This window comes from Yersinia rohdei ATCC 43380, assembly GCF_000173775.1.
In the GTDB taxonomy this organism is placed as follows: Bacteria; Pseudomonadota; Gammaproteobacteria; order Enterobacterales; family Enterobacteriaceae; genus Yersinia; species Yersinia rohdei.
Genome location: NZ_ACCD01000003.1, coordinates 168,057 through 193,158 on the forward strand (window position 1 = coordinate 168,057; position 25,102 = coordinate 193,158).

Genomic DNA, 25,102 nt, shown 5'->3' on the forward strand with positions numbered 1-25,102 from the left:
CTACTCCTGTCCTGCATCAAGTTTAGAAATCAGTTCCTGAGGAATAATTTGAAGTAATTCACCAAAACTTTTGCCGATCGTTTTTTCTGAAAAGGATAATAAAGCAATGACGGGACTACTTGGTTCTGAGGCAGCAAACCACTGACGTACTTCGATTATTCGAGATAAAGCGTCTGCGCGACTTTGGATCCCTTTTGGTTGTGGCGGAACCTGTATCGGCATAGGTGCAGGTTGTAATATTGCTGGCGATTGTGGCTGAAAAGAGGGGGCTTCGCTGCCTATCTCTGCCACTATTGGTGGTGCTGTTTCTACCCCTGAAGGCTCGGCAGTTATCTCGTATGGTGGGTTCTCTTCAGGAACAGCAAGATATTCAGGCATTTCAAAAGCGGTCAGCGGTGCCATATCGTCACTACCAAAATGGCGCAACAGTGAAGCCAACCTGACAAAATCCGGTGTGAGATCACCAAGGGAGCCACGCAGGCGTGCGGCTAGCTCTAACAGTAATGCATAGGCTTTCTGCAATGAGGCTATCGCACTGTCGGATCGCGTTAGCCATTCGTGTTGAATCGCTTCCATAGTGCCTTCGTCCAGGGCGCCCTCTTCGCGAGGAAAAGAGTGGGCTTTTTCAAATTCTTTCACCGAAATTTGCATACCAGCAGCTTTAGGTAAAAGTTGGTTGCGAAGGTCGGCGATAAAGCCATCAATATCGTCCAAATCAGCAAATGCATTGGCCCGCATAAATGGTTCAAATTCTCCTTCATCCAGCAATTGCGGATGCAGGTCTTCAGGCCAGAGATTCAAGCAGTAAATTAAAGCTTCAAGCCCTTCTTGCACCGCACTGACACCAATTTGGCGCATTCGACAACGTATGAGAATAATAAACAGCCGTACATCCCGAGCTTTAGCCAGTAGTTCAAGGCATTTTCTCTCGGTATCAGTCCAGTTAATTGACTCGGCGACTTCAACAAAATCACCATATTCAGCAGTCAGTTTGGGCTGTAACTTTGTTTGCAGCATGAGAAATGCTGAATCATATTCGAGATCCAAGCCACAAGGATTGTCTCCCGGAATAGGCTGCATCAGGTTGCGGTAATAACCTGTATTTTCAGCGATGTTCTGTACACTCATTTATCTTCCTTTTAACGCCATAAGACGTTGTAATCTAATCTTTTTATCTTGCACCGATGGGGGGGCGACTAAGGTCTAATAGCGGTGCATTTCAGGTTCAAAACTCATGCCTTTTACATCAGCGGATGTGTCGTTCCTGGCCAGCCAACTGGTGTATCCCAATTGACTTTCTCCCGCTAGCGAGGCGACGGGAACTTCATTAGCCGCCAGCAGCAGTTGGACTTCCCAGGCATATTCAAAGCCGACAAAGTGACGAACCCATTCACGTAATATGGGTAAATCCTGGCCCGATGGGCTGAACCGCAGGTATTGTTGTAGGCTGAGCGGGCCGAGGATCAGCTCAAACTTATGCTGTCTATCTAAAACGGTATTGCCCAGAATGGCCCCGTCCCCCAGCAACATGGCTGAAGCCCCATCCCCTAGCTGGGTCTGGTCATCTTTATCCAGAAAGATCCATTGCTGGGCGAATTCCACCATGCGAACAGGCACTTCAAAGTAGTATTGCAACGCACCGACCAAGCCCTCTGGGTTGCGCGCTTCACGAATCAAGTGCGCAGATGAGGCGAGCTGAGCATGCACTGGTAGTGGGCTGTGCATCAGTTCTTTGAGATCAAGCCCTGCCAGACAGCCAACATAGAAAGAGAATTTCTCATCATCTTGCCTATCGAGTGAGGATGTGTCTTGAGAGACAAACCATGCGCGATATAGCTGTGATAGCGCCCGATGATGAAACAGGTCAACGAAGTCGGTCATGGTATGGTCATGCATTTCGGCGCGGGTGTAGGCCAATTCAGTCATTTGTAGTGGCATCGCACCGTGCGGGCCCCAAACTCCCAAGCTGAAAAGCTGCAGGTCCATCTTCCCGTCTTTCATTTCTACATGTGCTATTTCACGAGGCGCAAACGCCATATTGGCACTTTGTCCAATACGGAATGTTTCCTGCTCGGGCAGCATAGCTTTTCCAGGTGCGGGCATATCAGGAGTGCGGGCGGCATTGACCCGCATCATGCTGATGAAACCCGCGTTCCAAGGTTCGGCCTCTTGATACCAGCTATCAAGGTTGACTTGGCTTGCTTGGTTAAGCTTTTCGTCGGCGTTCATTACAGGACGCCTCGTGTTCCTGGGCGGGCTTTCCATTGGCCAACGCGGCCTCTTTGCATCGAATGTAATTCCGTTTCGGTAAATACGTTGATGGCAGCATGACGAGCCAAATAGTTTTCCATGATCAAACCAAACAGGTAGGGACTGATACCTGAGAAGCCTTCTTCATCGACTGTTAGGGTGCAACAAATACCTCGGCCATAAACCAGCAAACCATTACCGGGTAAGCGGCGGATTACCGGTTCGCTTTTGCAGCCAACCAATGCATCAATTTGTGTATTCGATTCAAGATCTGATGCATTAACAAACAGACGCAACATATTGCGCAGTGATTCACCCCCATTGGAATGGGACATATCAGACAGCGGCAAATAGTTGAAACTGAGCTGACGAATCAATCGCCAGGCCGACTCATCTATTGCAAAGGGGGCGCGTGGTGCACTGGGCTGGAACAAGAATCGAGCACCATGAACGGGTGCTGAATTCGACATGGTTAATTCAAAGTTATTACTACTTGAAATCAGACGTGGCAAATCTCGGTTAGTAACCTGTGCCTCGATAGATAAATAGCGCAGATCATCGCCATACGGGGCTTCTTGTTGGTCAACCAACGAAATGAAAACCTCGGTACTGGCATAAGGTGTGCGGGTGTCATACTTTCTTTTATTATCTTGGCTGGTTCTGGACTTGCGAGTGATCGAAAAATAGCGACCAAAGTTACCATTGTCGCAATGACGAGTTTGATAGAGCGGGTTAAATACCACCTCTTTACTGCTTTCTGCCTGTTGACCAAAGACGCGATTGATCGAGAAAACTTCGTAGTCTAGTGGGCGGCTTCGGTCTGGTACTACGTGGAAATCGTTCAATGCGCGATTGATCTCGATCTTATCCATTCGTTTTGGAAAAAGATTGATTACCGGGGTGCAATTTAATAGAAAGCGAGAGGGGGCAACATGGCTCACCAGTTCTTGCGGCAAGCGGTCGAGTAAAATGATGATCTCCGCTTCATTGGTGTGATTATCGCGCAGACTCTTGGATAACTGTGTCAAAGTAAAGAAATAGAACCGCTGGCGGCAAGTAAAATACTCCTGCATAAGGTTATGGCCGTGAAAAATATTCCACGATAGCGGCAGCAAGCTTTGATCAGGGCTTAGCCCCTCAAAAGCGAGCGAATTTTCACTGATGACCGTATCTTTTGCGGCTACAGCATTACCTGCCCGAATGATGGTGGCAACATGGCTGGCATGCAGCAGTTCAAAGATATTAGAGACTATTCTCTCATCACCATTAATATAAATTGGCAGCCGATCAAGCCCCTCTAATTGTGAGAACTTCAGATCGCCGGCTAATTTTAATTTAATGCGCAGGGCACCTTTTAGCTGATGATAGGCAATACGGTGTTTTTCCATATTGGGCATATCAGGAGGTATGGAGCTTAAACGAGCTTCGGTTATCTCTAGCGGCCACAACTCGACATCTTGCCCACTACGAAATTCGCAGCGAGTGGTTTCTCCCGGTGCGATATGGGTGAAGAACGAGCTGCCACGTGGGACGTTATATCCTTGTGTAAGGTCACCCTCTTTAATATTTGGCTTGAGCTGAATCACTCCCATCGAAGGGGTTGGTGAGTTGTAGTTAGGGTAGACAATATCTAACAAACGCTGAGTGAATTTAGGGAATTCCGCATCAAGCTTAATTTGTGTTCTGGCAGATAAAAAGCAAAAAGACTCAATCAGGCGTTCGACATAAGGATCTGCAACCTCAATTCCACGCATACCCAACCGCCCTGCAATTTTAGGGTGTTTATCAGCGAACTCTTGCGCCATTTCGCGCATAAACGTGAGTTCTTTATTATAGTAGTCAAGAAATTTGTGGTCCATTTACAGCCTCAGTTATTATGCCTGTGCTATTTATCTCTATTGGTTAAATTACGTTTTCTTATATTAACTTCTTAGGATTTAACGTATTAATAATTGGTTAGATAGCAGTATTGTTAATTGTGTGTGTCAGTATTTGTCAGCGTTTGTCAATTTAACCTATCAGTGTGATAGTATTAATCACCTGACAGCATGACGAACAAACTTTCTTGTGTTTTTTAAGGTTCAATTAATTAGATTATTATTGCATGCTATTATTTTTGGCTCAACTTCCTTTAAAAGCACATAATGAAAAATAGATTTAATATTTTATTTTTTGTTATAAAACAGTGCGTTATGTTTTTTCATAAATGAATATTTAGGATTTTTGCCTGAACTTTACACTTGGTGAATTTATGATTATTATTATTTTAATTTTAGAAAACACTCTGTTGTAGGAATTTTCTCACAACCAATTTCCATATTTCTCTCTTAATTAATGGCAGTCCCCTTAATATCTAGTGTTATGTGATATATAATATGAGCTAAAATCTTAAAAGTGATAAAATCTAATAATTACACTTTCTCTTTTTAATTTACCTCACTATTATAAGTCCCAAGAAAATACGTATTCTCATTAATCGTATAAGACTTTACACATACACAGATATGCGTGTTTATATACATGTGCATACCTAAAATTTTTAAGACATAAATACAGTGTTGAAAGACCAGGATAAACAACGTGGCTATTACGAGAAAAAACCTTTTCGGCAAACTGGATGCCACTCTTTTTAAAGGTATTGAAAGTGCAACGACAATATGTAAGTTACGCGGCAACCCTTATGTAGAGTTAATTCATTGGGTTAACCAGCTTTGGCATCAGGATGATAATGACCTTAAACAGATTGTTCGTTATTTTGCTTTAAACGTAGAAGTTATTGAACGCGATTTGGCCCAAGCTCTGGCTCGTCTGCCCACGGGGGCAACTAGCATCTCTGATTTCTCATACCATATTGAATTGGCAATTGAGCGAGCTTGGGTCTATGCCAGTTTAGAATATTTAGATACACGCATTCGTAGCAGCCATCTGTTACTGGCGATGCTAACAAATATGGAATTACGTCGTGCATTTTTGGCGATTGTCCCAGAAATGGAAAAAATTCCACTGGAGCAATTAACCAGCGACCTGAGTTTCATTACGCAGGCTTCTCCAGAAGCGAGTGAAGCAGCGACAGATGGTAGCCCGATGTATGACGGCGCGTTACCGGGTGAAGCCAGTAATGCCATCGGCAATAAAAGTCATGGAACATTGGCTCAATACACTACCGACCTTACCGCTCTGGCGCGTGAAGGCAAGATAGACCCAGTGTTAGGGCGTGATCATGAAATCAGTACGATGGTGGATATTTTGCTGCGTCGTCGGCAAAACAACCCACTATTGACTGGCGAAGCAGGGGTAGGAAAAACCGCAGTTGTTGAAGGCCTGGCCTTGGCTATCGCGGCAAATAAGATGCCACCGGCATTGAGTCAGGTTAGCTTGTTGTCTTTGGATATCGTTGCGCTCTCTGCGGGCGCTAGCATGAAAGGTGAGTTTGAAGCGCGTTTGAAGAATGTGCTGGATGAAGTCATAGCTTCCGAACAACCTATCATTTTGTTTATTGATGAAGTGCATACGCTGGTTGGTTCTGGTGGTAATGCCGGAACGGGTGATGCGGCCAACTTATTGAAGCCTGCTTTGGCGCGTGGTCAGCTGCGAACTATTGGCGCTACGACATGGAGCGAGTTTAAGCGACACATTGAAAAGGATCCGGCACTTACTCGTCGTTTTCAGGTACTCCAGATTGATGAGCCTGATGAGAATACTGCCATTTCGATGTTGCGCGGCTTGACGCCAGCTTTAGAGAAACACCATGGTGTGTGGATTATGGATGAAGCCTTGCAGGCGGCAGTTCGTTTGTCTCATCGCTATATTCCAGCACGCCAGTTGCCGGATAAAGCGATTAGCCTGCTTGATACCGCTTGTGCACGAGTTGCGGTAGAGCAATTCTCACAGCCAAAAGAGTTGCAACAGCTTATTTTCCAGAGTGAGACGGCACAAACCGAGCTTTCATCATTGGAAAAAGCCCAGCATTTTGGCAAAGAACAGGGTGATCGCCCGCAGCAATTGAAGGCTGCAATTATTGAGCATTCCGCTGCCGCAAGTGAGCTTGACCAGCGTTGGCAAGCCGAGCGTGAACTGGTTGCGCAGATAACCACTACCAGAGCTGCGCTGTATGAACTTGTTTCTGAGCCAGCACCGAATGAAGAGCAACGTCAGAAGCATCAGCAGCAACTGGCTAAATTAGAAGAGCAATTGTCTCAAGCACGTAGAGCATTGCCTTTAGTGCAGACTGAAGTGAACGCAACTGTTATTGCCAGTATTGTTGCGGATTGGACGGGTATCCCAGTCGGACAAATGCTAAAAGACGATATACGTGCGGTTATGGAATTACCGCAGCGTCTTGAAGAACGTGTTATTGGTCAGTCCCATGCATTAGTGCAATTGGGTGAGAATATCATGACGGCGCGTGCGGGTTTGTCTGACCCAAGAAAACCGCTGGGTGTTTTTATGCTGGTTGGCCCTTCTGGTGTCGGGAAAACAGAGACAGCGCTGGCAATAGCAGAAAGTATGTATGGTGGTGAGCAGAATATGATCACTATCAATATGAGTGAATATCAAGAGTCGCATACAGTTTCATCACTAAAAGGTTCGCCTCCGGGCTATGTTGGTTATGGTGAGGGTGGTGTATTAACGGAAGCAGTACGTCGTAAACCTTATAGTGTGGTGTTATTAGACGAAATTGAAAAAGCACACCCTGACGTGCATGAATTATTTTTCCAGGTATTTGATAAAGGTCAAATGGAAGATGGTGAAGGGCGCTTTATCGATTTCAAAAATACTATTTTGCTGTTAACCAGCAATGTGGGAAGCGACTTACTTAGCAGTTTGTTTGCTGATCCAGATACCGCGCCAGAGCAAGATGGAATACTGAGTGCATTACAACCTGAATTGCTAAAAGTTTTTCCAGCAGCATTTTTAGGACGTGTCACGGTAATTCCTTATTTACCGCTACAACCAAGTGCATTACAGCATATTGTAAGGTTGCATTTGGAGCGTATTGGCTCACGGTTGAAGTCGCAACACCAGCTGATATTGCAATATAGTGATGCGGTGGTAGAGGATGTTGTTAGCCATTGTTCGGTGGCAGAAACAGGTGCTCGGATGCTTATTCGTTATATTGAGCAGAATATTACATCACTCATCAGCAAGTTTATTCTACAGGAACAAAATATGATGCCAAATCAGATTGTTTTTGTAGATAAAGTTGAAAGTAAATTTTTAGTATCAATGCTTAACTAAGTTTTTAATGGATATTAATACTGTTTTTTCTATGTTTTTATCCAATGAAATAATTACTGTTTCATGTGAATGTGAAAAGTAAAAAAAATAGATGATATCTGTTCTTTTTTAGTGCGGATATTAGCTATCCATGTGTTTTTTAATTAATAATCTGTTTGGAAAGTAAACTAAAGGATGAATGTAATGCGTAAAGTAAATCTGGCAGTATGTGCCTTGGCGTTGGCTATTTCTTCAACAGCTACTTTTGCCGCGACTAATGGTACTGTTTCCTTCGAAGGTAAACTGATCAATGAAACTTGCCAGATTCAAACTGGTGACGAAGATATTCTGGTCATTCTGCCAACGCTTTCAACGGCGAGTTTGGATGGTGCTGGTAAAGAAGCTGGTTCTACTAACTTCACTATCTCAGTAGTTGATTGCCCAGCAGCAGTGACTGGCGTTGCTGCTCACTTTGAAGCAATCAATAGCGATGGTGTTAACCCAACGACGGGCAACCTGACCAACAGTGCAACTACTGATGCCGCAGGTCAGGCTGAAGTACGTCTGTATAACTTGGGTGATAGCTCTCAGATCCGTGTGGGTAACACTGGCGCAATGTTTAATGTGACCCCAGGTGCTGACGATGCTCCAGGTACAGCAACTATGTCCTATGCCGGTGGTTACTATGCAACAGCTGCAACCACTGCTGGTATTGTAAATGCTAAAGTTCAATACGTACTGGCATACAACTAATTACCCGGTAGGGTGATAGGTTCGCGGCCCGATATTAATCGGGTCGCAATGCAAAAACTGATAATAACGTGCTGTTGGAACTGAAATAGCATCGACTGATAGTTTTGTACTACTGAGTTTTTAGCTCTAACTTATTATTTGGTAATGTGATGTTTTATAAATCTATTATTTTATGTCTGTCGCTGATTGCTGGCAGTATCCCGACGCATGCCGCAATGACTATCAGTGGCACGCGGGTGATATTTCCTGCCGATCAGAAAGAAGTCAACATACGCACTAATAATAAAGGCGCGGAACCTGCTTTAGTACAAGTATGGGTTGATGATGGAAGTAGTAATGCCAAAATTAATGATGTCACCATTCCCTTTATGGTCACTCCTCCTGTATTTCGTGTTGAGGGGGGGAAAGGGCAGAGTATTCGCATGATTTACAATGGCATGGCATTGCCACAGGATAAAGAGTCCGTCTTTTGGTTTAACATGCTGGAAATACCGGCAGTCCAAAAAGAGGGCGGTGATAAAAATAAACTCGAATTAGCTTTTCGTACCCGAATTAAAATTTTCTATCGTCCAACAACTTTAGACAGCAGTAGCTCACAACAAAAAGAAAAGCTGCAATGGGAATTGGTTAACGATAGTCAAAAAGGCCAGGGAGTGAAAGTAACCAACCCGACACCTTATTATTTCTCCTTTGACTCAGGAAGTCTTACTGCGGGTGGAAAGAAAGTTGATCTGAATACAGAAATGTTGGCACCATTTTCAACATTAGTATTTTACCCTAAGAGTAAAATTTCTGGTGTTTCAGCCATGAGCTACAAGTTATTAAATGATTATGGCGCAGTGGTCGAAGAGGATTTGTCCTTTGCTCAAGGCAAAGGCAGCATAGTTAAAAAATAATAAAAATCTTCGTTCGCAAGGTGAGCATATCGGATAGGAATCTGAGGCTCTTACCATCAAATAGATGGTGATCAGTAGGGTGTTAAAGGGAGCTTTGCTCATGAATCATTTTTATATGATGCGCTACTTGCAAAATAGAATTAATAGATTGGTGAAATTATCCTACAAATTTTTTCCGATATTTTTTGCCACGATTGTAACGACGATTTTCTTCATAAATAAGAGTGTTATTGCGGCACCATTAACGAATAAGAATAATGAGACTGAAGTTACAGCTGTTGAGTTTAATGCTGACTTTATTCACGGTGCAGGGGTAGATGTCGCACGATTTATGAATGAAAACCCGGTGCCGCCTGGTGTGCATAATGTCACAGTTTTTATCAATGGTAAGATGAGCGGAAAGTATAATATTCGCTTCGAATCTGTTGCTGGTGAGTCGACTGCTGAACCTTGTTTTAAATTGGAACAGCTTGAAGAATTAGGTCTGAAATTTGAACTAGATGGTTCAACAAAAATCTCTGACGCAGTAAAAGAAGCAGCAAAAGATCAGTGCTACAACTTGAAAGGTTTAATTAAAGACAGCGGCACGCGTTATAACTCAGGGGACTTTGAGCTGTTAATCACTGTGCCACAGTTTAATTTAGTCAAAAATCCTCGCGGCTATATTAATCCTAGTTTGTGGGATGCGGGAGGGGCAGTCGGTTTCCTGGATTATAACAGCAATATTTATAGCGTTTTTAATGGTAGTAACGACAACGGGTCAAAGTCGAATTCCTATATTGGTAATATTGGCTTAATTACCGGTGTCAATATTGGTGAATGGCGGTTACGAAAACGTCTCAATACTAGTTGGACGAATACGGGCGGGATGCATACACAAAATTTGTATGGTTTCGCTGCTACGGATGTGACGTCGTTGAAGAGCCAGTTAACTATAGGTGACAGTGATACCCAAGGTAATTTGTTTGATAGTTTCGGCTTGCGTGGTGCTCAACTGGCATCAGACAACCGTATGTTAGCCGAAGGGATTCGCAATTATTCTCCGGTGATACGGGGGGTGGCGGAAACCAACGCCAGAGTGACAGTGACTCAGCGTGGGCAGATTATTTATGAAACGGTAGTGACGCCAGGTGCATTTGAACTGAATGATATCGGCACCATGTCTTACGGTGGTGATTTAGAGATGACGGTGACTGAATCTGATGGCCGAAGTCGTAGCCTAAGAATTCCATTTTCAGCACCACCGATGTTGCTTTACCAAGGGGTTTCTCAGTTTGGTATTGCCGTTGGACAACTGAATGACAGTTCAGTAGATGCACACCCAGCTATCGTACAGGGCGCATATCATTATGGTCTGGGCAATACATATACGCTGTATGGTGGAGCACAGTTATCCGAAAACTATACTTCGGTGGGGGTGGGTAATGCATTTAATACCCCGATTGGGGGGATTTCATTTGATATCACCCACGCAAGAAGTGAATTGGCCGATGACCAGCGTTCATCCGGTAATAGTTATAAAATTGACTATACAAAATATGTGGGTGAGACCGATACCAACCTGACCTTAGCGGCATATAGGTATTCATCCAAGGGTTTTTATACTTTTAGAGAAGCGAGTCTGGAGCATTACGGCGGCACTACAGGTAACGACGATTTTGGTTTCCGTACCCGTAACCGTCTATCAGTGAATGTTTCACAGCGTGTGGCAGACAACATTGCGATTAACCTGAACAGTAGTTTTTACAATTACTGGGGAGATCAGAATGACTCGCAGCAATATGCGGTGACTTTTAACCACTCGCTGAATTATTTCTCTTATGCGCTGACAGCGATGCGAACCAGTAACAGCAGTAATAGCAGTAACGTCAGCAGTGATAGTAGTCGTGATTATCAAACGACTTATATGGCTTCTATTAGTATTCCGTTGGGGGGCAGCGTAACCAAACGGCCATTATTTAACTCGCTATATTCGATGGCTAGTCATGATGATGCAGGTAATACGCTGGTTCAGATGAATGCTAGTGGTAGCCAGGGTGACCAGAGTGAGCTTTCTTATGGGGTGGGTACCTCCTATAGCAGTCGGAGCGAAACTGCGTCAAGCAAGACGGTGACGGGTAATATGAATTACCGGTCTGGAGTGGGCCAGTATGGAATGACCGCGTCAGCCAATAACAGTTCGTCTCGCCAATTATCGGCATCGGCGAATGGTAGCCTGGTCGCTCACCAAGGCGGATTGACACTGGGGCCGCGGCTTGGTGAAGCACCATTTGCTATCGTGCAGGCTGAGGGGGCGGTGGGGGCTAAATTATATAATGGTCGAGGGGCGAAGATTGATAGTCGTGGATACGCAATTATGCCGTCAATGACAGCGTACCGCGAAAATAAAGTCGCCATCGATTATAAAGATTTACCTAGTTCGGTAGATATACTGGAAAGTGAGAAGACGGTTATACCGAGAACAGGCGCAATGATTCCGGTCAAGATGAAAACTATTACGGGCAATCCATTGATGCTTATTATTAAGGATGAAAATAATGAGTATCTCCCAATAGGGACAGATTTATTGGATGCAGATGGTGCGAGTCAGGGAATTGTTGGGCAAGGTGGGATGGCATTTATTCGCGGCTGGGGTCCAGGATCTCAACCACTGAATGTCATTAGGAATGAAGGTAAAGATAAATGCCGTATTCATTCTGGCACGGAAGCAAACACTAAAGCGAAGACAGAAAACACGCAAATAACGCAGTTGGAGGTTGTATGTCTTCGAGGCTAAAAAGTCGTATTGTGGTGCTATTTATCTCGATTTCGCTTTTGCTGGTTGTGGCTTTTATAGCAGGCCAGCCCGCTCAGGGCGCTAGTTCATGTGCTGAGATGGTAGATTGTAAAATTCAGGTTTCATTTACTGGCGAGTATTTAGAAGATACCTGTGAAGTCAGTATTAATGATGGTTCATCTTCAGAGTCAGTTTTATTACCTACTTTGTCGACAACCGAATTAAAAATAGACCAAGCAGAAGCGGGTAAACAGCAATTTCAAATTGCATTGAGGAATTGTCCGGTAAGCAGAACGGTAGCATTACGCTTTATAAGTGCAGGTGCCACAATACCGGATGCAACTACCGGGAATTTACAAAATGAACTCGGTGACAATTTTAGCAAAAATACGCAAATAAGATTAAGTAAAGCTGCAGGGCAACAAATGGTAGTTGGCGATGAAAATAGTGTACAGGAATATGTTATTTCCAGTTCAGGTGAAGATATTACTCACTATTTTTTAGCGAGTTATTATGCAAAAGGTACTAATACGGTAACCCCTGGGCAGGTTAGAACAACTGCAGGTATTGAGTTGGTTTATAAGTAGGGGGAGTACGGTTAAATTTTACTTTTTACATCTTATCTCTCCAATAGCGATTCAGGAAAATTATTTTCTGATGATATTTACAATATGTTTTGAATAAAAGGCACATATGGTTAGCAAAAGTAATTCCCAAAAGTTTATTGCTCGCAACCGAGCTCCGCGCGTACAGATTGAATACGATGTGGAAATATATGGTAGTGAGAAAAAAGTTGAATTGCCATTTGTAATGGGCGTCCTGGCTGATTTATCAGGTAAGCCTCTTGAGCCGTTACCTTCAGTAGCAGATAGAAAACTGCTTGATATCGACATCGATAATTTCGATGAGCGTATGAAGGCAATGAAACCACGCGTTGCATTCGCTGTAAAAAATACGCTGACCGGTGAAGGGCAGTTGATGGTAGATATGACTTTTGAGAGTCTTAATGACTTTTCTCCAGATGAAATCGCTAAGAAAGTCGATTCTCTGTCTCAATTGTTAGATGCCCGTACTCAATTAGCTAACTTGCAAACCTATATGGATGGCAAGGCTGGTGCAGAAGAATTGGTAATGAAACTTCTTAAAGATAAATCATTACTGGCAACACTGGCATCCGCGCCGAAAGCAGAGCAATCCGCTGTTGATGCTCAGCAGTAAGATTGATTAAGAAGAGAAGAATAATGTCTACTTTAGAAGCAAAAAATAAATCAGCTGGCGTAGCCACCGCAACTGAATATAGTGATTTTAATTCGCTGTTGACCAAAGAATTCAAAGCGAAATCTGAGCAAACTAAAGCCGCAGTTGAAGGTGCAGTTAAAACCTTGGCAGAACAGGCTCTGGCTAACTCCGTTACCGTCTCTGACGATGCGTATAAGAGTATTGCCTCTATTATCGCTGAAATTGATAGCAAGTTGTCTGAACAGATTAACTTGATTCTGCATCACCAAGAATTCCAGTCTCTGGAAAGTGCATGGCGTGGTCTGCACTATTTAGTGAATAACACTGAGACTGATGAGAAGTTAAGATTGCGTTTCCTTGACATCTCTAAAGATGAATTGCGCCGTAACATGAAGCGCTATAAAGGTGTGGCTTGGGATCAAAGCCCATTATTCAAAAAAGTCTATGAAGAAGAGTATGGCCAATTGGGTGGCGAACCTTACGGTTGCCTGGTTGCGGACTACTACTTCGATCACACGGCACCTGACGTAGATTTGCTGGCTTCAATCGGTAAAGTTGCTGCTTCTGCACACGTGCCGTTTATTACCGGTGCTGCGCCTTCTGTACTGCAAATGGAATCTTGGCAGGAACTGTCAAATCCTCGTGATTTGACCAAAATATTTACTCAGAACCTTGAGTATGCTGCATGGAACTCACTGCGTCAGTCAGAAGACTCTCGCTATATTGGTCTGGCTATGCCACGTTTCCTGGCTCGTCTACCTTACGGCATTCGTACTAATCCGGTGGATGCTTTCCACTTCGAAGAGACGACTGACGGTGCTGATCATAGCAAATATGTTTGGTCGAATGCGGCTTATGCTATGGCTGTTAACATCAACCGTTCATTTAAAGAATACGGCTGGTGTACGCTGATTCGTGGTGTGGAAAGTGGTGGGGTAGTTGAAGGTTTACCTTGTCATACATTCCCGACCGATGATGGCGGTATTGATATTAAGTGCCCAACAGAAATCGCTATTTCTGACCGTCGTGAAGCGGAACTGGCTAAAAATGGCTTTATTCCACTAGTGCACAGAAAGAATACGGATTATGCAGCTTTCATTGGCGCGCAATCATTGCAAAAGCCAGCGGAATATTATGATGCTGATGCGACTGCGAACGCTAATTTATCTGCGCGTCTGCCGTACCTGTTTGCTTGCTCACGTTTTGCCCATTATTTGAAATGTATCGTGCGTGATAAAATCGGTACCTTCAAAGAGCGTGATGAAATGCAGCGTTGGTTGAATGACTGGGTAATGAATTATGTTGATGGTGACCCGGCAAACTCTTCTATCGAGACAAAAGCACGTCGTCCTCTGGCTGCGGCTGAAGTTATTGTTGAAGATGTTGAAGGGAACCCAGGCTATTACCAGGCTAAGTTCTTCCTGCGCCCTCACTTCCAGTTGGAAGGTTTGACAGTTTCACTGCGCATGGTTGCTAAATTACCATCGCTGAAGGATGTTGCATAATTTAATATATTAGCCCTGCGTGGGTGCTGCAAAATGATATTTTTAGTTCCTGCCCTATTGGGTAAATATAATTAATTTTATCGCATCAATAGTGAAATACATTTTTCGTGCAATACATCGCACGAGGTTTTACGTCATGCAGAGTATGAGTGGCGTAAAAAAATGCTTTATAGGTAAAGTGTTTTAATAGTCAATAAAACTATTTTATATGCTTATTTTTATAAGAGTTGATGTGCTTTCGTAAAATTATACGAAAGCCTTCTGACACTTGATGATTTACATTGAGTGATTTTAACAAAAGTGCTTGAGAGGAATATTATGGCGCAAGATATGTTTATTAAAATTGATGGTATCGAAGGCGAATCTTTAGATGCTAATCATAAAAATGAAATTCAGGTGTTGGCTTGGAAATGGGATGTTTCTCAGCACTCTAATATGCACAGTGGTTCAGGTGGCGGTTCAGGTAAAGCAACTGTTGCTGATTTCTGCTTCTCGCATTATATCGATAAAGCTAGCCCAAATTTATTAAGCTACTGCTTGCTCGGTAAGCATATTAAGAATATCCAATTCGTACTGCGTAAAGCTGGTGGCGATCCGTTGGAATACCTGACTATCAAATTTACCGATGTGATCATCACTCGTGTAGATATGGGTGGTTCTCTTGAAGATGAAACTCGTCCGCGTGAAGATGTTTGTTTCTCATTCACTAAGATGACTCAAGACTACGTTATGCAGAATGCTGAAGGCCATAAGTCTGGCGTTATTTCTGCTAACTACGATGTTAAAGCTAACCAGCAAAACTAAGTAATGCTGCCTTAGATTAGACATCGAACTTGCCACTTTAAACGGTGGCAAGTTTTCTCAGTGATAGGCTTTATCCACAATAAATATAGACGTGAGTAATATCTCGAGTTATTGACCGAATTATCGACCTCGTGGTGACTATATTATTGTGGATTAAGCTTAATATTTTTATTTGATTAGGCTGAGTATGAAAGAAAGTATCCGTAGTTTAAACCGAATGACACAGCATTTTGTTGTGGTGCTGATAACTTTATTGGTCATGGCATGTAGCTCGACGCCTCAACCTGAAGCGGTTGAGAAACTAATGGTTGAGCTAACGACGACAAAAAATATCAATCCGAATAATAAAGGTGTAGCCAATCCATTACGGATTTGGGTTTATTCCCTGGAAAATGCGGATGAATTTAAGTCGAGTGATTTCTTCACGATCACTGAAGAGAACACCCCATCACTAAAGGAACAGATGGCGAAAGTATATGACGGAATCATGCTACCCAATGAGACGAAAAAAATAGAGCTGACGCCAAACAGTGAAATCACTGCAATCGGCGTTGTTGCTGCTTACCGTGAAATTGAACAGGCGGATTGGAAAGTGGTTATTAGTCCATTGCCCAAGAAACATGTGCAACCCTGGTATAAAAAATTATGGTCAGGGAACCCAGAACACGACCCGATCGTGAAGGTGCGCATTGAGCGTCTGTCAATATCAATTAAAGAAATGGACTAAGTCGTGAGAACTAACAAAGTCGTTTGGAGTGAGGGGCTTTTTCTTCGCCCACAGCTTTTTCAACAGCAAGAGCGCTACCTGGAATATTATGCCCATAAAAGAGCAGCAACAATTACGCCCTTTTTTTGGGGATTCGCACAATATGAAATTGATCGCGAAGCGCTTTCCTATGGAAAATTAGTACTGCGCTCCGGGAAGGGTGTGTTACCTGATGGTACGCCATTTGATATCCCTGGCCATGCTGAATTACCTGAGCCACTGACCATCACTGCTGACCATTTGGGCAAGCTTATCTATCTGGCTGTTCCATTGCGCTTAGATAACAGTGATGAAACTATTTTTGATGAATACGATATGAGTTCACTGGCGCGTTTTTATGCATACGAAGCCAACCTTAGCGATACTAATGCGATTCGCCAAGGGCCAAAGCCGGTGCAACTGTCGCGATTGCGTCTCAAGTTAGTTTCTGAAAATGAAATGACTGAATCTTGGATAGGTTTGCCATTAGCCAAAGTTCGGGCTATTCAACCCGATGGCAGTGTATTGCTGCATCTGGAGGATTATATTCCTCCTGTCACTGGCTATGCTGCAAGTTCACTGCTGTCAGAGTGGCTGATGCATCTTAATGGTTTGGTTAAAATGCGGGCGGATATGCTGGCTAAGCGCCTATCCAATAGTGATGGCAAAGCTAGCGCTAGCGCAGAAATTGTCGATTACTTGTTGCTGCAAATTTTTAATAAATATGAGCCGATTCTCGACCATTTGCGCAATATTCCTGAGCTGCCTCCGATCATGTTATATCAGGAACTGGCCAAGTTCTCCGGTGAGCTCTCGACATTTATTCGTACCAAAACACGTCGCTCACGGCCGGCACCAGGATATGACCACAGTAAACTTTACTCGTCAATTCGCCCGTTGGTAGACGATGTTCACGAATTGCTTAATCAGATTCTGGTACGCGCAGGGCAGATGATCGCGCTGCAACCAAAAGGGAATGGCGTATGGTCAGCCTCTGTGCTGCCTAATGAATTACGCTCATTTTCCAATCTGGTATTGGCTGTTCATGCACAATTACCGATGGATGTATTGCAGCATCAATTCTCGGTACAAACCAAAATCAGTGCACCGCAACAGTTACATGAACTGGTGCGTTCACACTTACCTGGTTTGGAATTACAGCGTTTACCTGTACCACCACGGCAAATTCCATATAGCGCGGGATATGTCTATTTTGAATTGATAAAAAATGGGCCGTTCTGGGACAAAATTTCCAATGCAGGTGCTCTTGCACTACATGTTGCCGGTGACTTTCCTGCATTGAAAATGGAGCTCTGGGGGATTAGAGATTCATGAGTAACAGCAGTGAATTGAATGGGGGAAACCCCCTATCTCCCTTTGATAACAGTAGAGATGCGGATACTAATCCGCAGGCATTGGGCCACTTCTTACTTGACGATCAAAGTTCCTATACGGACAGCACCGACAACACCCAAGAAAGTACAGATTCAAACCATAAAGCTGCGAATTCACGTGGTTTCCAGCCTTATGACACTGCTCAGCTCAGAGGTGAGAGTGTACAGCAGCGAGTCGCGAAAGCGGTGGCATCATCCACGCCGTTATTGGAAGCTGCGCAGCCACTGTTGCGTGCCTTAAGCGAAATGCCCGAAACGATAGCCGATGCTTCTCAGGTTCAGATCTTAAAAGACGGGCTGAAAAATGAGCTGACCTTATTTAGTGTGGTCTGTGATGAGGCAGATATCTCATGGAAAAAGATGGCAATCGTCCGCTATTGCTTATGTACCGCATTAGATGAAGCTGCACACACCATGTCATGGGGCGTAATGTCCGGCTGGTCGCAAAGTAACTTATTGAACCATTTTGAAGGCGATAACGACGGCGGGAATAAGTTTTTCCTGTTAGTTGGGCGTCTTTCAATGAGTCCACATGAATATGCGGATTGTTTAGAGATATTGTTGCGGATTTTAGGGCTGGGTTTTGAAGGTCGCTACAGCATTATTGAAGATGGTGATCGGCAATTAACCAAAATTCGCCAAGGATTGTTGACGCTGCTGCAAAGCACCCGAGATACAGTGCCTGCGGCGCTTTCGCCTCATGCTTTAGCGGCACAACAATTGCGTAAACGGCGTGGGATTTTTATTCCAGTTCGTGTATCGATGCTGCTGTGTGGCTTTTTAATCGCAGCAACTTTTATTGCGAGCAAATATTTTCTCTCCGTACCTGAAAGTGACTTATTAAAAAGAATGACGGTGTTACAGCGTCCGGTTATTGCACAACGACCGGCGGTGGTTGAGCAGAAATTACGTTTGGCGGTTTTATTAAAAGATGAAATTGCTAAGCAATTAGTCAGCGTTGATGAAACAACCAGCCAGAGCAAAGTTATTTTCAAAGGCGACACCATGTTCCAGGTGGGATCAGATAAGGTTCGGCCGGAAATTATTAATGTAATCGACCGTGTTGCTCAGGAAGTGCATCGCGTACAAGGTGCAGTCCTGATTGTGGGGCATACCGACTCCATGCCAATTAATAAACCTGGCTTCCCGAATAACCAAGTGCTTTCTGAAAAACGTGCTGCCAATGTGGCGCATCTTATGGAGAAAGCCGGTATCCCTACTGACAAAATTCGGTTTGAGGGGAAAGGGGATATACAGCCAGTGGGTAGTAATGGTGATGCAGCAGGGCGTGCACAAAACCGCCGTGTAGAAATATTTGTTAATTATTGAGATATAGAATGTCTTATTTGAATCGGTTTATTTCTGGTTGGGTCATGAAACGCATATTTCTGGTGGGCTGCGCTGTATTGCTAGCCGCCGCTATATGGTTTTTAGGGCCTTTCTTCGGCTTCGGCGAGGTGCGGCCTCTAGAAGGTTATGAATCCAGAATTATATTTGTATTGGTGGCACTGGCCCTGTTATTGGGCTTTTGGTTTAACGTGCCCCGATTTATTATTTTTGCGGTGGTCGCTTGTGCCGCAATTTGGGTTATTGCTCCTTTTATATTGGTTGGTGATAACCACCCTTTAGATGACCCTTTGCGCCGTGGCGCAATTATCACTTTTATTGCCTTTATCACGATTCTTTATGGTGTATGGCGCTTTATGCGTGCTTTAGCGCTTAACCCTGCACTATTGGATAACTTTATTAATTCAAAGAAAAATCAACCTGAAGCTGGGCCTGATCTTTCAGAAATAAATGCGATTATTCGTAATGGCATAAACTATGTGCGTCGCATTCACAGCGGCATTCCAACTTGGAAACGTTTTTTTATTTCTAGCCGTTGGCGCACCGAATTACCTTGGTTCATGGTGATTGGCACCAAAAATGCCGGGAAAACTGCTCTGGTTATGTCATCAGGACAGGACTTCCCATTACCAGAACAGCTAAATCGTGTTGGTAAAGACAATTTACCTACCTCTCATTGTGAATGCTTATTCTCCAACGATGCTCTGTTTTTGGATACTGCGGGTAAATATATTGATGATGGCAAAGAGAATCAGGTTGAATGGAATGGCATCTTAAAGACGCTTAAAAAGTATCGCCCAGTTAAAGCTGTTAATGGTGTCATCGTAGCCATTTCGGTCACTGATATTTTGGGTAAAAGTAAAGCAGAGTTACTTAATTTGTCAGCAACATTGCGCGCCCGTTTAGATGATGTGCGTGGTGTTCTCGGGGTTCGTTTCCCGGTCTATGTTGTGATTACCAAACTGGATCAACTTTCTGGTTTTGATGAGTATTTTCGTAATTTAACTGCTGAAGAACGTGAGCAAATCTGGGGCGTTACTTTCCCTTATAATGAAGATAAAGGAATCGCCGATATAGAGCTTGAGCAGCGTATTAGCAATGAATTAACGCTGCTTGAGAATCGTATTAGTAGTAATATGCATGTTCGCCAGCAGGAAGAATACTCAGTTATTGATCGTAAAGGTATGTATTCATTGCCCCAGGATTTCAGAATGTTATCCCAGCGGGTCACTGAAGTTTTGCAAAATATTTTCTTTGCTTCGCGCTTTGATGAAACAAAATTCCATACCACATTACGAGGCGTTTATTTTGTTAGCAGTTGTCAGCCAGCAAATATTGCTCTGTTAAATAACAGCACTCTAATTCAGAAGTGGCGTAATGTCATAGATCATAATAAACCGGGATCTCCAGCATCTATTTCTCAGAAAAATGAAGATGATGGTCAGTTAATTATTGATGCAGCTTATGGCAAACAATATTTCCTTAAGCAACTGTTCCGTGACGTGATCACTAAAGATGGAGATCTGGTTAGTTATAACCTTAGAGTGCAGTCCAAATACCGTTTTCAAAATGTGTTAGGCCATGTGGCCTGCATCGGCTTGGCGGTCTGGTTAGTATGGGCATTCTTAATCAGTTTCCAGCATAACGATGGTTATTTACAGGCAGTAGGAACCAAGCTTGAGCAGTTAGAAGGCTCGGTTAGCCGCTATGTTAAAACTACCAATGAGCAGATGTTACCTGCGCTGTTGAATACGACCCAGCAGCTACCTGACTACGGTACCTTGGATGTAGCAAGCCCGGATCTTGAGTGGCGCTATGGCTTATATACTGGCGGGGCAATATCGCGAGGAGCAAGCAGTTTATATCAATTCTTCCTGCAAAAATATTTGTTCCCTATGGTTGAGCACGAATCAGAAGTGGCATTAAAAAATGCAATTAATTCAACGGATAACGATGCGGTATATGTTGCGTTAAAAACCTATTTGATGCTGACTGACGAAGAACATTTTGATCAAAACTTTGTGGTTGATCAGGTGACGAATGCTTGGCAGAAAAGTGGGAAAATTGAGCCATACGAAGAGAAAGGCATTTTTGCTTCTCATTTAAATAGGCTTTTTACCCAGAAAGAGTGGCGGCAATACGGGCAGCCGGCAGATAGCGAACTGATAAAACGGGCACGAGCAATGCTGGCGGAGAAAACAGTCACCGCCAGGCTGTGGGGGCGAGTTCAATCTCATTTACAGGCCGAAGCCCCGGTCAATCTGACATTGCGCAAAATGGTGGGTGAAAACGCAACACAGGTTTTCACCCTGTCAGATGATGAACTATTGCATGAAGGTATTCCAGGGTTGTATACCCAGGCTGGCTATCATCAGGTAGTTAAAAAAAAACTGACACCACTACTGATGCAGTTTCTGCAAGAAGATCGTTGGGTTATGGATCAACCAACCTCTTCTTTACTTGATCCTCTAGCGTTACAGCAAGATGTGTTGACTGCGTATTTTAAAGAATATACCCAATACTGGAAACGCTTCCTCTCTAGTGTGCGCCTGATTTCTGTTGATGCTGACAGTGGAGAGTATGCCGAAGGGTTATCGATGGATATAGCCTTATTGAGAACGCTCGTGGCAGAAAATTCGCCTTTACTCAATTTGGCTAAGCAGGCAGTAAAAGAAACCACGCTGGTGGCGAAAGAAAAAGAAAAAACGTTGCTTGATGATATAACGATAAAAAATCAAGGCAATTTAATTAACCAGGCTAAAAAAGCGCAAGAAAAGATCGCCTTCCGCGAGAATAAATTGGCGAAAGAGTTTGTTGATAATCGTTTTGACGCCTTACGGGCATTTGTTAATGGCGATCCGGGTGATAAAGAACTGGATGGTAATCTTTCGGTTCTTCAAGGGACACAGATGAGCCGGGTAATAGGTGCGTTGAACGATCAATATACTCGTTTGGTGGTACTTAATAGCGCTTTTGAATACGGTGATATTCCCCCAATGTCTAATGGTGGGGAGCGCATGGCAATAGAATCACAAACTTGGCCAGATCCGTTTAGCAATATTATTGCGCCTTTATTAATGGGGTCGTCGCAGAAGTTTGAAAATAAAGTGATTAACCAAACCTTCAAAGCCATTGATGTGGGAATTGGAGAGATATGCCGCAATACATTACAAGGGCGTTATCCCTTTGCTGATAGTAAAAAAGTTGTCAGTTTGAATGAATTTGAGCGCTTTTTTGGTACCGGCGGCACGGTGGACAGTTATTTCAAGAAAAACTTAGAAAGCAAGGTAGATACTACTGCAACCCCTTGGCGATATAAAGGAAGTGCAAGTAGTGAAGGTTTGGCGTTTTTTGAACAGGCGGCTGCTATCAATAATGCATTATTTAATAGCGGTGAAGGCCGGAAAATGGCCTTGGATTTTTCGGTGTCCGTGCGTTATTTAGCGCCGTCAATAACACAACTTATTATGAATTTTGATGGCAATGTTGTGCGTTATTCTCATGGGCCAATAACACCCAACTTCTTTAAATGGCCGGGTAGCCGTCAAGGAACCATGGTGAGTTTAACAGCTCAGCGCCAGCAAGCCTCGGCGATGCCAGATATTGTGCAACGTGGCCCTTGGGCATTACTGAAATGGGCCGATATGGCTGAGGAAGTAGAGCAAGATGCTAATGGTAAACAGCTCTTGACGTTTTTCATGGGCAAAGACCGTGTTGAGCTAGAAGTCTCAGGATTAACTTACGGCAATGAAAGTATTAGCGAACTGCTTAGAAGTTTCCAATGCCCAAGTGCAGCGCACGATAGCACTAATGGGATTTGGTAATTTAATAATAAGTTAAAAATTAGGGTTTTGGGGAGAATACAGGCATGAAAAGGTAATGGAATAAACCGACTCGCCACTATAAACGGATAATTAAATTAAAAGCGTAATTAGCATTACGTAATATTAATCAAATATTAGGTGTTAGTATGTCAAGGACAATAAAGCTGAGCAGCCCAGCCATGCCCTATTTATTGGGTGAGCCTGCGCTGGTACTATCAAAGTTAGAAGGAGAGGAAGCCTTCTCGACTTTGTATTCCTATACCATCACGGCAAAGACACCGGCTAATCCATCTATTCCTTGGCAAACAGCCTCTAATGTTGATCTCAAAGCCTTAATTGGTAAAGAGATGACCATTGAAATGGAATTAGATGGTAATGGCCTGGATTATGTAAAAGGTGTCGGTAAAGGTACGCGTGAGATTTCTGGTCTGGTTGAGAAAGCCAGGTTTATTGGTCGTGATGCTAATCAGGCGATGTTTGAAATTGTCCTGCGGCCTTGGTTTTATCTAACCAATTTAACGTCTGATTTTAAAATTTTTCAGCACAAAAGTGTAGTAGATATTATTGATGAAGTATTAGCTGATTATAACTTTCCGCTTGAAAAACGACTGGCGACGACATATCCGATACTTGATTTTCAAGTGCAATACGGTGAAACCGACTTTAATTTCCTCCAACGTTTAATGGAAGAGTGGGGCATTTATTGGTTCTTTGAACATGATGACCATAAACAAAAATTAATTTTTGTGGATCATGTTGGTGCCCATAAACGTTATTTCAGTGAAGCCTATCATACGATTGAATATTTATCCGATGAGCCGAAAGCTGGTGAAGAATACATTACTCAATTTCAGACTCAAGAAACGCTGACAACAGGGCGTTGGGTCTATAACGACTATGATTTTACCAAGTCGCGTGCTGACATTTTGACCATGGACAGCAAGCCGCGTAAAACCAGTTTCAATGATCTTGAAATTTATCAATGGCCTGGGGATTACGATCAGCCAGATATTGGTGAGCATCTTGCACGTGTTCGTATTGAAGAACGTGGGGCATTGGGTTCGCGCGCGGTGGGTTCTGGTGAAGTTCGGGGCATTGTTTGTGGTGCTAACTTTGAACTGCAAGGATTCCCAGTTGATAAAGCTAACCGTGAATACATGGTTATTTCCAGCCGTTTATCTGTGGCTGAAGTGGCACAGTTATCCAATGGGGATGAGTTTCGCTATGAAACCACTTTTTTGGTTCAACCTGTCACCAAAATCTATCGTCATCCACAACTGACACCAAAACCAAAAACCAGCGGGCCACAGAACGCCATTGTTGTAGGGCCTCCTGGTGAAGAGGTTTGGACCGATGAATACGGCCGAGTAAAAGTGCGTTTTGTCTGGGACCGTTATGGTAAGAATGCCGAGTCAGATTCGTGTTGGCTGCGTGTGAGCCAGGCGTGGGCAGGAAATAGTTTTGGTGGGATTTATATTCCCCGTATTGGTCAGGAAGTTCTGGTCGACTGTATTAATGGCGATCCAGACCGCCCGCTAGTGAGCGGTAGTCTCTACAATAACGTTACACGCCCGCCTTGGGATTTACCTGCCAATGCGACACAAAGTGGTATGGTCAGCCGCACGATTGGCGGTGGATTAACCAACTATAACGGCGTGCGTTTTGAAGATAAACCCGGCCAGGAACAATACTGGGAGCAGGCTGAACGCGATATGGCGCGCCTGACCAAAAATGATGAAAAGCAAATTATTGGCGCTAATGCTGACTTAAGCATTGGTTCTAATCGTAGTGTCATTGTTGGCGCTAATTCGACATCAACGGTTCTGGGTGCATCAACGAAATCCATTGCGTTAGCCTCTTCTCTACAAGTGGGATTGGCGCGCAGTGTGGTTGTCGGTGCTGCCCATTCTCTGAATGTAGCTTTGGTTAATGCGACCAATGTGGGCGGCGCTAACCTTACTAACGTAGGGGGTTACAACGCACTCTCCGTTGGCGGGGCCCATCAGGTTGCCGCAGGTGGGGCCGCGACACTGGTCGCTGGTGGTGCTATAGCGATTGGGGCGGGTGGTGAGTTAGTGCTCAGCGCCGATACCATCAAAATAGTAGGTAGAAAGAAAGTTATCATTCAGGGGGGCCAGATCCACCTTAACTCTGATGACTGTTGTGGCGGCGGCGGCGGTGGTGCGGGTGCTGGTTTAGCTGCGCTTTCAAGCTTGGCCGGACTTTTGCCATTAGGAGGAGGAATTGGGCTGCCATTGCCATTACCTCCGCTTCCGATACCGCCGATCGACGAGCCAGAAACGAGTGAACCACCTGGGCCGGAACCGACCGTGACGCCAGCGCCAACGCCAA

16 protein-coding genes are annotated in these 25,102 nt (G+C 43.9%); 13 read left to right on the top strand and 3 right to left on the bottom strand.

Translation table 11 applies throughout. From position 1 onward, the window contains the following. The 3 genes from YROHD0001_RS13155 to tssF all read right to left on the bottom strand — a co-directional run bounded on the left by YROHD0001_RS13155 (position 1) and on the right by tssF (position 4,109). On the bottom strand, positions 1 to 1,128 hold the full coding sequence (locus YROHD0001_RS13155) for a type VI secretion system protein TssA (RefSeq protein ID WP_004713769.1): 1,128 nt from the start codon (positions 1,126 to 1,128) through the stop codon (positions 1 to 3). Between the two features lie 75 nt (positions 1,129 to 1,203). Next, complete coding sequence (gene tssG, locus YROHD0001_RS0117440; protein WP_032816285.1) at positions 1,204 to 2,229, bottom strand: type VI secretion system baseplate subunit TssG; 1,026 nt, start codon at positions 2,227 to 2,229, stop codon at positions 1,204 to 1,206. Beyond that, positions 2,229 to 4,109 carry a type VI secretion system baseplate subunit TssF gene (gene tssF, locus YROHD0001_RS13150; protein WP_032816287.1) on the bottom strand — a complete coding sequence of 627 codons (1,881 nt, stop codon included), beginning with the start codon at positions 4,107 to 4,109 and terminating at the stop codon, positions 2,229 to 2,231. Before tssF ends, tssG begins: the two co-directional genes overlap by 1 nt. A gap of 721 nt (positions 4,110 to 4,830) precedes the next feature. Between tssF and tssH the strand changes: the two genes are divergently transcribed. The 13 genes from tssH to YROHD0001_RS13090 all read left to right on the top strand — a co-directional run. Beyond that, complete coding sequence (gene tssH / locus YROHD0001_RS13145; RefSeq protein ID WP_004713771.1) at positions 4,831 to 7,488, top strand: type VI secretion system ATPase TssH; 2,658 nt, start codon at positions 4,831 to 4,833, stop codon at positions 7,486 to 7,488. Positions 7,489 to 7,662: 174 nt separating this feature from the next. Beyond that, on the top strand, positions 7,663 to 8,220 hold the full coding sequence (locus tag YROHD0001_RS13140) for a fimbrial protein (protein WP_004713772.1): 558 nt from the start codon (positions 7,663 to 7,665) through the stop codon (positions 8,218 to 8,220). A gap of 149 nt (positions 8,221 to 8,369) precedes the next feature. Continuing rightward, positions 8,370 to 9,116, top strand: coding sequence for a fimbrial biogenesis chaperone (locus YROHD0001_RS13135; RefSeq protein WP_004713773.1), 747 nt, complete (start codon positions 8,370 to 8,372; stop codon positions 9,114 to 9,116). Between the two features lie 100 nt (positions 9,117 to 9,216). After that, on the top strand, positions 9,217 to 11,892 hold the full coding sequence (locus tag YROHD0001_RS20010) for a fimbria/pilus outer membrane usher protein (protein WP_004713774.1): 2,676 nt from the start codon (positions 9,217 to 9,219) through the stop codon (positions 11,890 to 11,892). Next, positions 11,877 to 12,479, top strand: a complete 603-nt coding sequence (locus YROHD0001_RS13130; RefSeq protein ID WP_032816290.1) for a fimbrial protein — start codon at positions 11,877 to 11,879, stop codon at positions 12,477 to 12,479. The genes YROHD0001_RS20010 and YROHD0001_RS13130 overlap by 16 nt, the downstream gene beginning before the upstream one ends. A 106-nt stretch (positions 12,480 to 12,585) precedes the next feature. Further along, positions 12,586 to 13,110 (top strand): type VI secretion system contractile sheath small subunit, encoded by a 525-nt coding sequence (tssB, locus tag YROHD0001_RS13125; protein ID WP_032816292.1) that lies wholly within the window; start codon positions 12,586 to 12,588, stop codon positions 13,108 to 13,110. A 23-nt stretch (positions 13,111 to 13,133) separates the two neighbouring features. Beyond that, positions 13,134 to 14,636 carry a type VI secretion system contractile sheath large subunit gene (gene tssC / locus YROHD0001_RS13120; protein WP_004713777.1) on the top strand — a complete coding sequence of 501 codons (1,503 nt, stop codon included), beginning with the start codon at positions 13,134 to 13,136 and terminating at the stop codon, positions 14,634 to 14,636. 318 nt (positions 14,637 to 14,954) lie between these two features. After that, positions 14,955 to 15,440, top strand: coding sequence for an Hcp family type VI secretion system effector (locus YROHD0001_RS13115; protein WP_004713778.1), 486 nt, complete (start codon positions 14,955 to 14,957; stop codon positions 15,438 to 15,440). Positions 15,441 to 15,627: 187 nt separating this feature from the next. Beyond that, positions 15,628 to 16,167 (top strand): type VI secretion system lipoprotein TssJ, encoded by a 540-nt coding sequence (gene tssJ / locus YROHD0001_RS13110; protein WP_032816293.1) that lies wholly within the window; start codon positions 15,628 to 15,630, stop codon positions 16,165 to 16,167. Positions 16,168 to 16,170: 3 nt separating this feature from the next. Beyond that, entirely contained in the window at positions 16,171 to 17,520 is a 1,350-nt protein-coding gene (gene tssK / locus YROHD0001_RS13105) for a type VI secretion system baseplate subunit TssK (protein ID WP_004713780.1), read from the top strand. After that, the gene (tssL, locus tag YROHD0001_RS13100; protein ID WP_032816296.1) at positions 17,517 to 18,908 is read left to right on the top strand and encodes a type VI secretion system protein TssL, long form; all 1,392 of its coding nucleotides are present in this window, start codon (positions 17,517 to 17,519) and stop codon (positions 18,906 to 18,908) included. The genes tssK and tssL overlap by 4 nt, the downstream gene beginning before the upstream one ends. Positions 18,909 to 18,916: 8 nt before the next feature. Next, complete coding sequence (gene tssM / locus YROHD0001_RS13095; RefSeq protein WP_004713782.1) at positions 18,917 to 22,750, top strand: type VI secretion system membrane subunit TssM; 3,834 nt, start codon at positions 18,917 to 18,919, stop codon at positions 22,748 to 22,750. Between the two features lie 146 nt (positions 22,751 to 22,896). Continuing rightward, on the top strand, positions 22,897 to 25,102 hold a 2,206-nt coding region (locus YROHD0001_RS13090; protein WP_081452032.1), incomplete at its 3' end, for a type VI secretion system Vgr family protein.

Excerpts from the sequence above, each read along its gene's own strand:
- tssM (WP_004713782.1), top strand. The coding sequence starts at position 18,917 with ATGTCTTATTTGAATCGGTTTATTTCTGGTTGGGTCATGAAACGCATA.
- YROHD0001_RS13140 (WP_004713772.1), top strand. The coding sequence starts at position 7,663 with ATGAATGTAATGCGTAAAGTAAATCTGGCAGTATGTGCCTTGGCGTTG.
- tssB (WP_032816292.1), top strand. The coding sequence starts at position 12,586 with ATGGTTAGCAAAAGTAATTCCCAAAAGTTTATTGCTCGCAACCGAGCT.
- tssG (WP_032816285.1), bottom strand. The coding sequence starts at position 2,229 with ATGAACGCCGACGAAAAGCTTAACCAAGCAAGCCAAGTCAACCTTGAT.
- tssL (WP_032816296.1), top strand. The coding sequence starts at position 17,517 with ATGAGTAACAGCAGTGAATTGAATGGGGGAAACCCCCTATCTCCCTTT.
- YROHD0001_RS20010 (WP_004713774.1), top strand. The coding sequence starts at position 9,217 with ATGAATCATTTTTATATGATGCGCTACTTGCAAAATAGAATTAATAGA.
- YROHD0001_RS13155 (WP_004713769.1), bottom strand. The coding sequence starts at position 1,128 with ATGAGTGTACAGAACATCGCTGAAAATACAGGTTATTACCGCAACCTG.
- tssC (WP_004713777.1), top strand. The coding sequence starts at position 13,134 with ATGTCTACTTTAGAAGCAAAAAATAAATCAGCTGGCGTAGCCACCGCA.
- YROHD0001_RS13115 (WP_004713778.1), top strand. The coding sequence starts at position 14,955 with ATGGCGCAAGATATGTTTATTAAAATTGATGGTATCGAAGGCGAATCT.
- tssF (WP_032816287.1), bottom strand. The coding sequence starts at position 4,109 with ATGGACCACAAATTTCTTGACTACTATAATAAAGAACTCACGTTTATG.
- tssJ (WP_032816293.1), top strand. The coding sequence starts at position 15,628 with ATGAAAGAAAGTATCCGTAGTTTAAACCGAATGACACAGCATTTTGTT.
- YROHD0001_RS13130 (WP_032816290.1), top strand. The coding sequence starts at position 11,877 with ATGTCTTCGAGGCTAAAAAGTCGTATTGTGGTGCTATTTATCTCGATT.
- YROHD0001_RS13135 (WP_004713773.1), top strand. The coding sequence starts at position 8,370 with ATGTTTTATAAATCTATTATTTTATGTCTGTCGCTGATTGCTGGCAGT.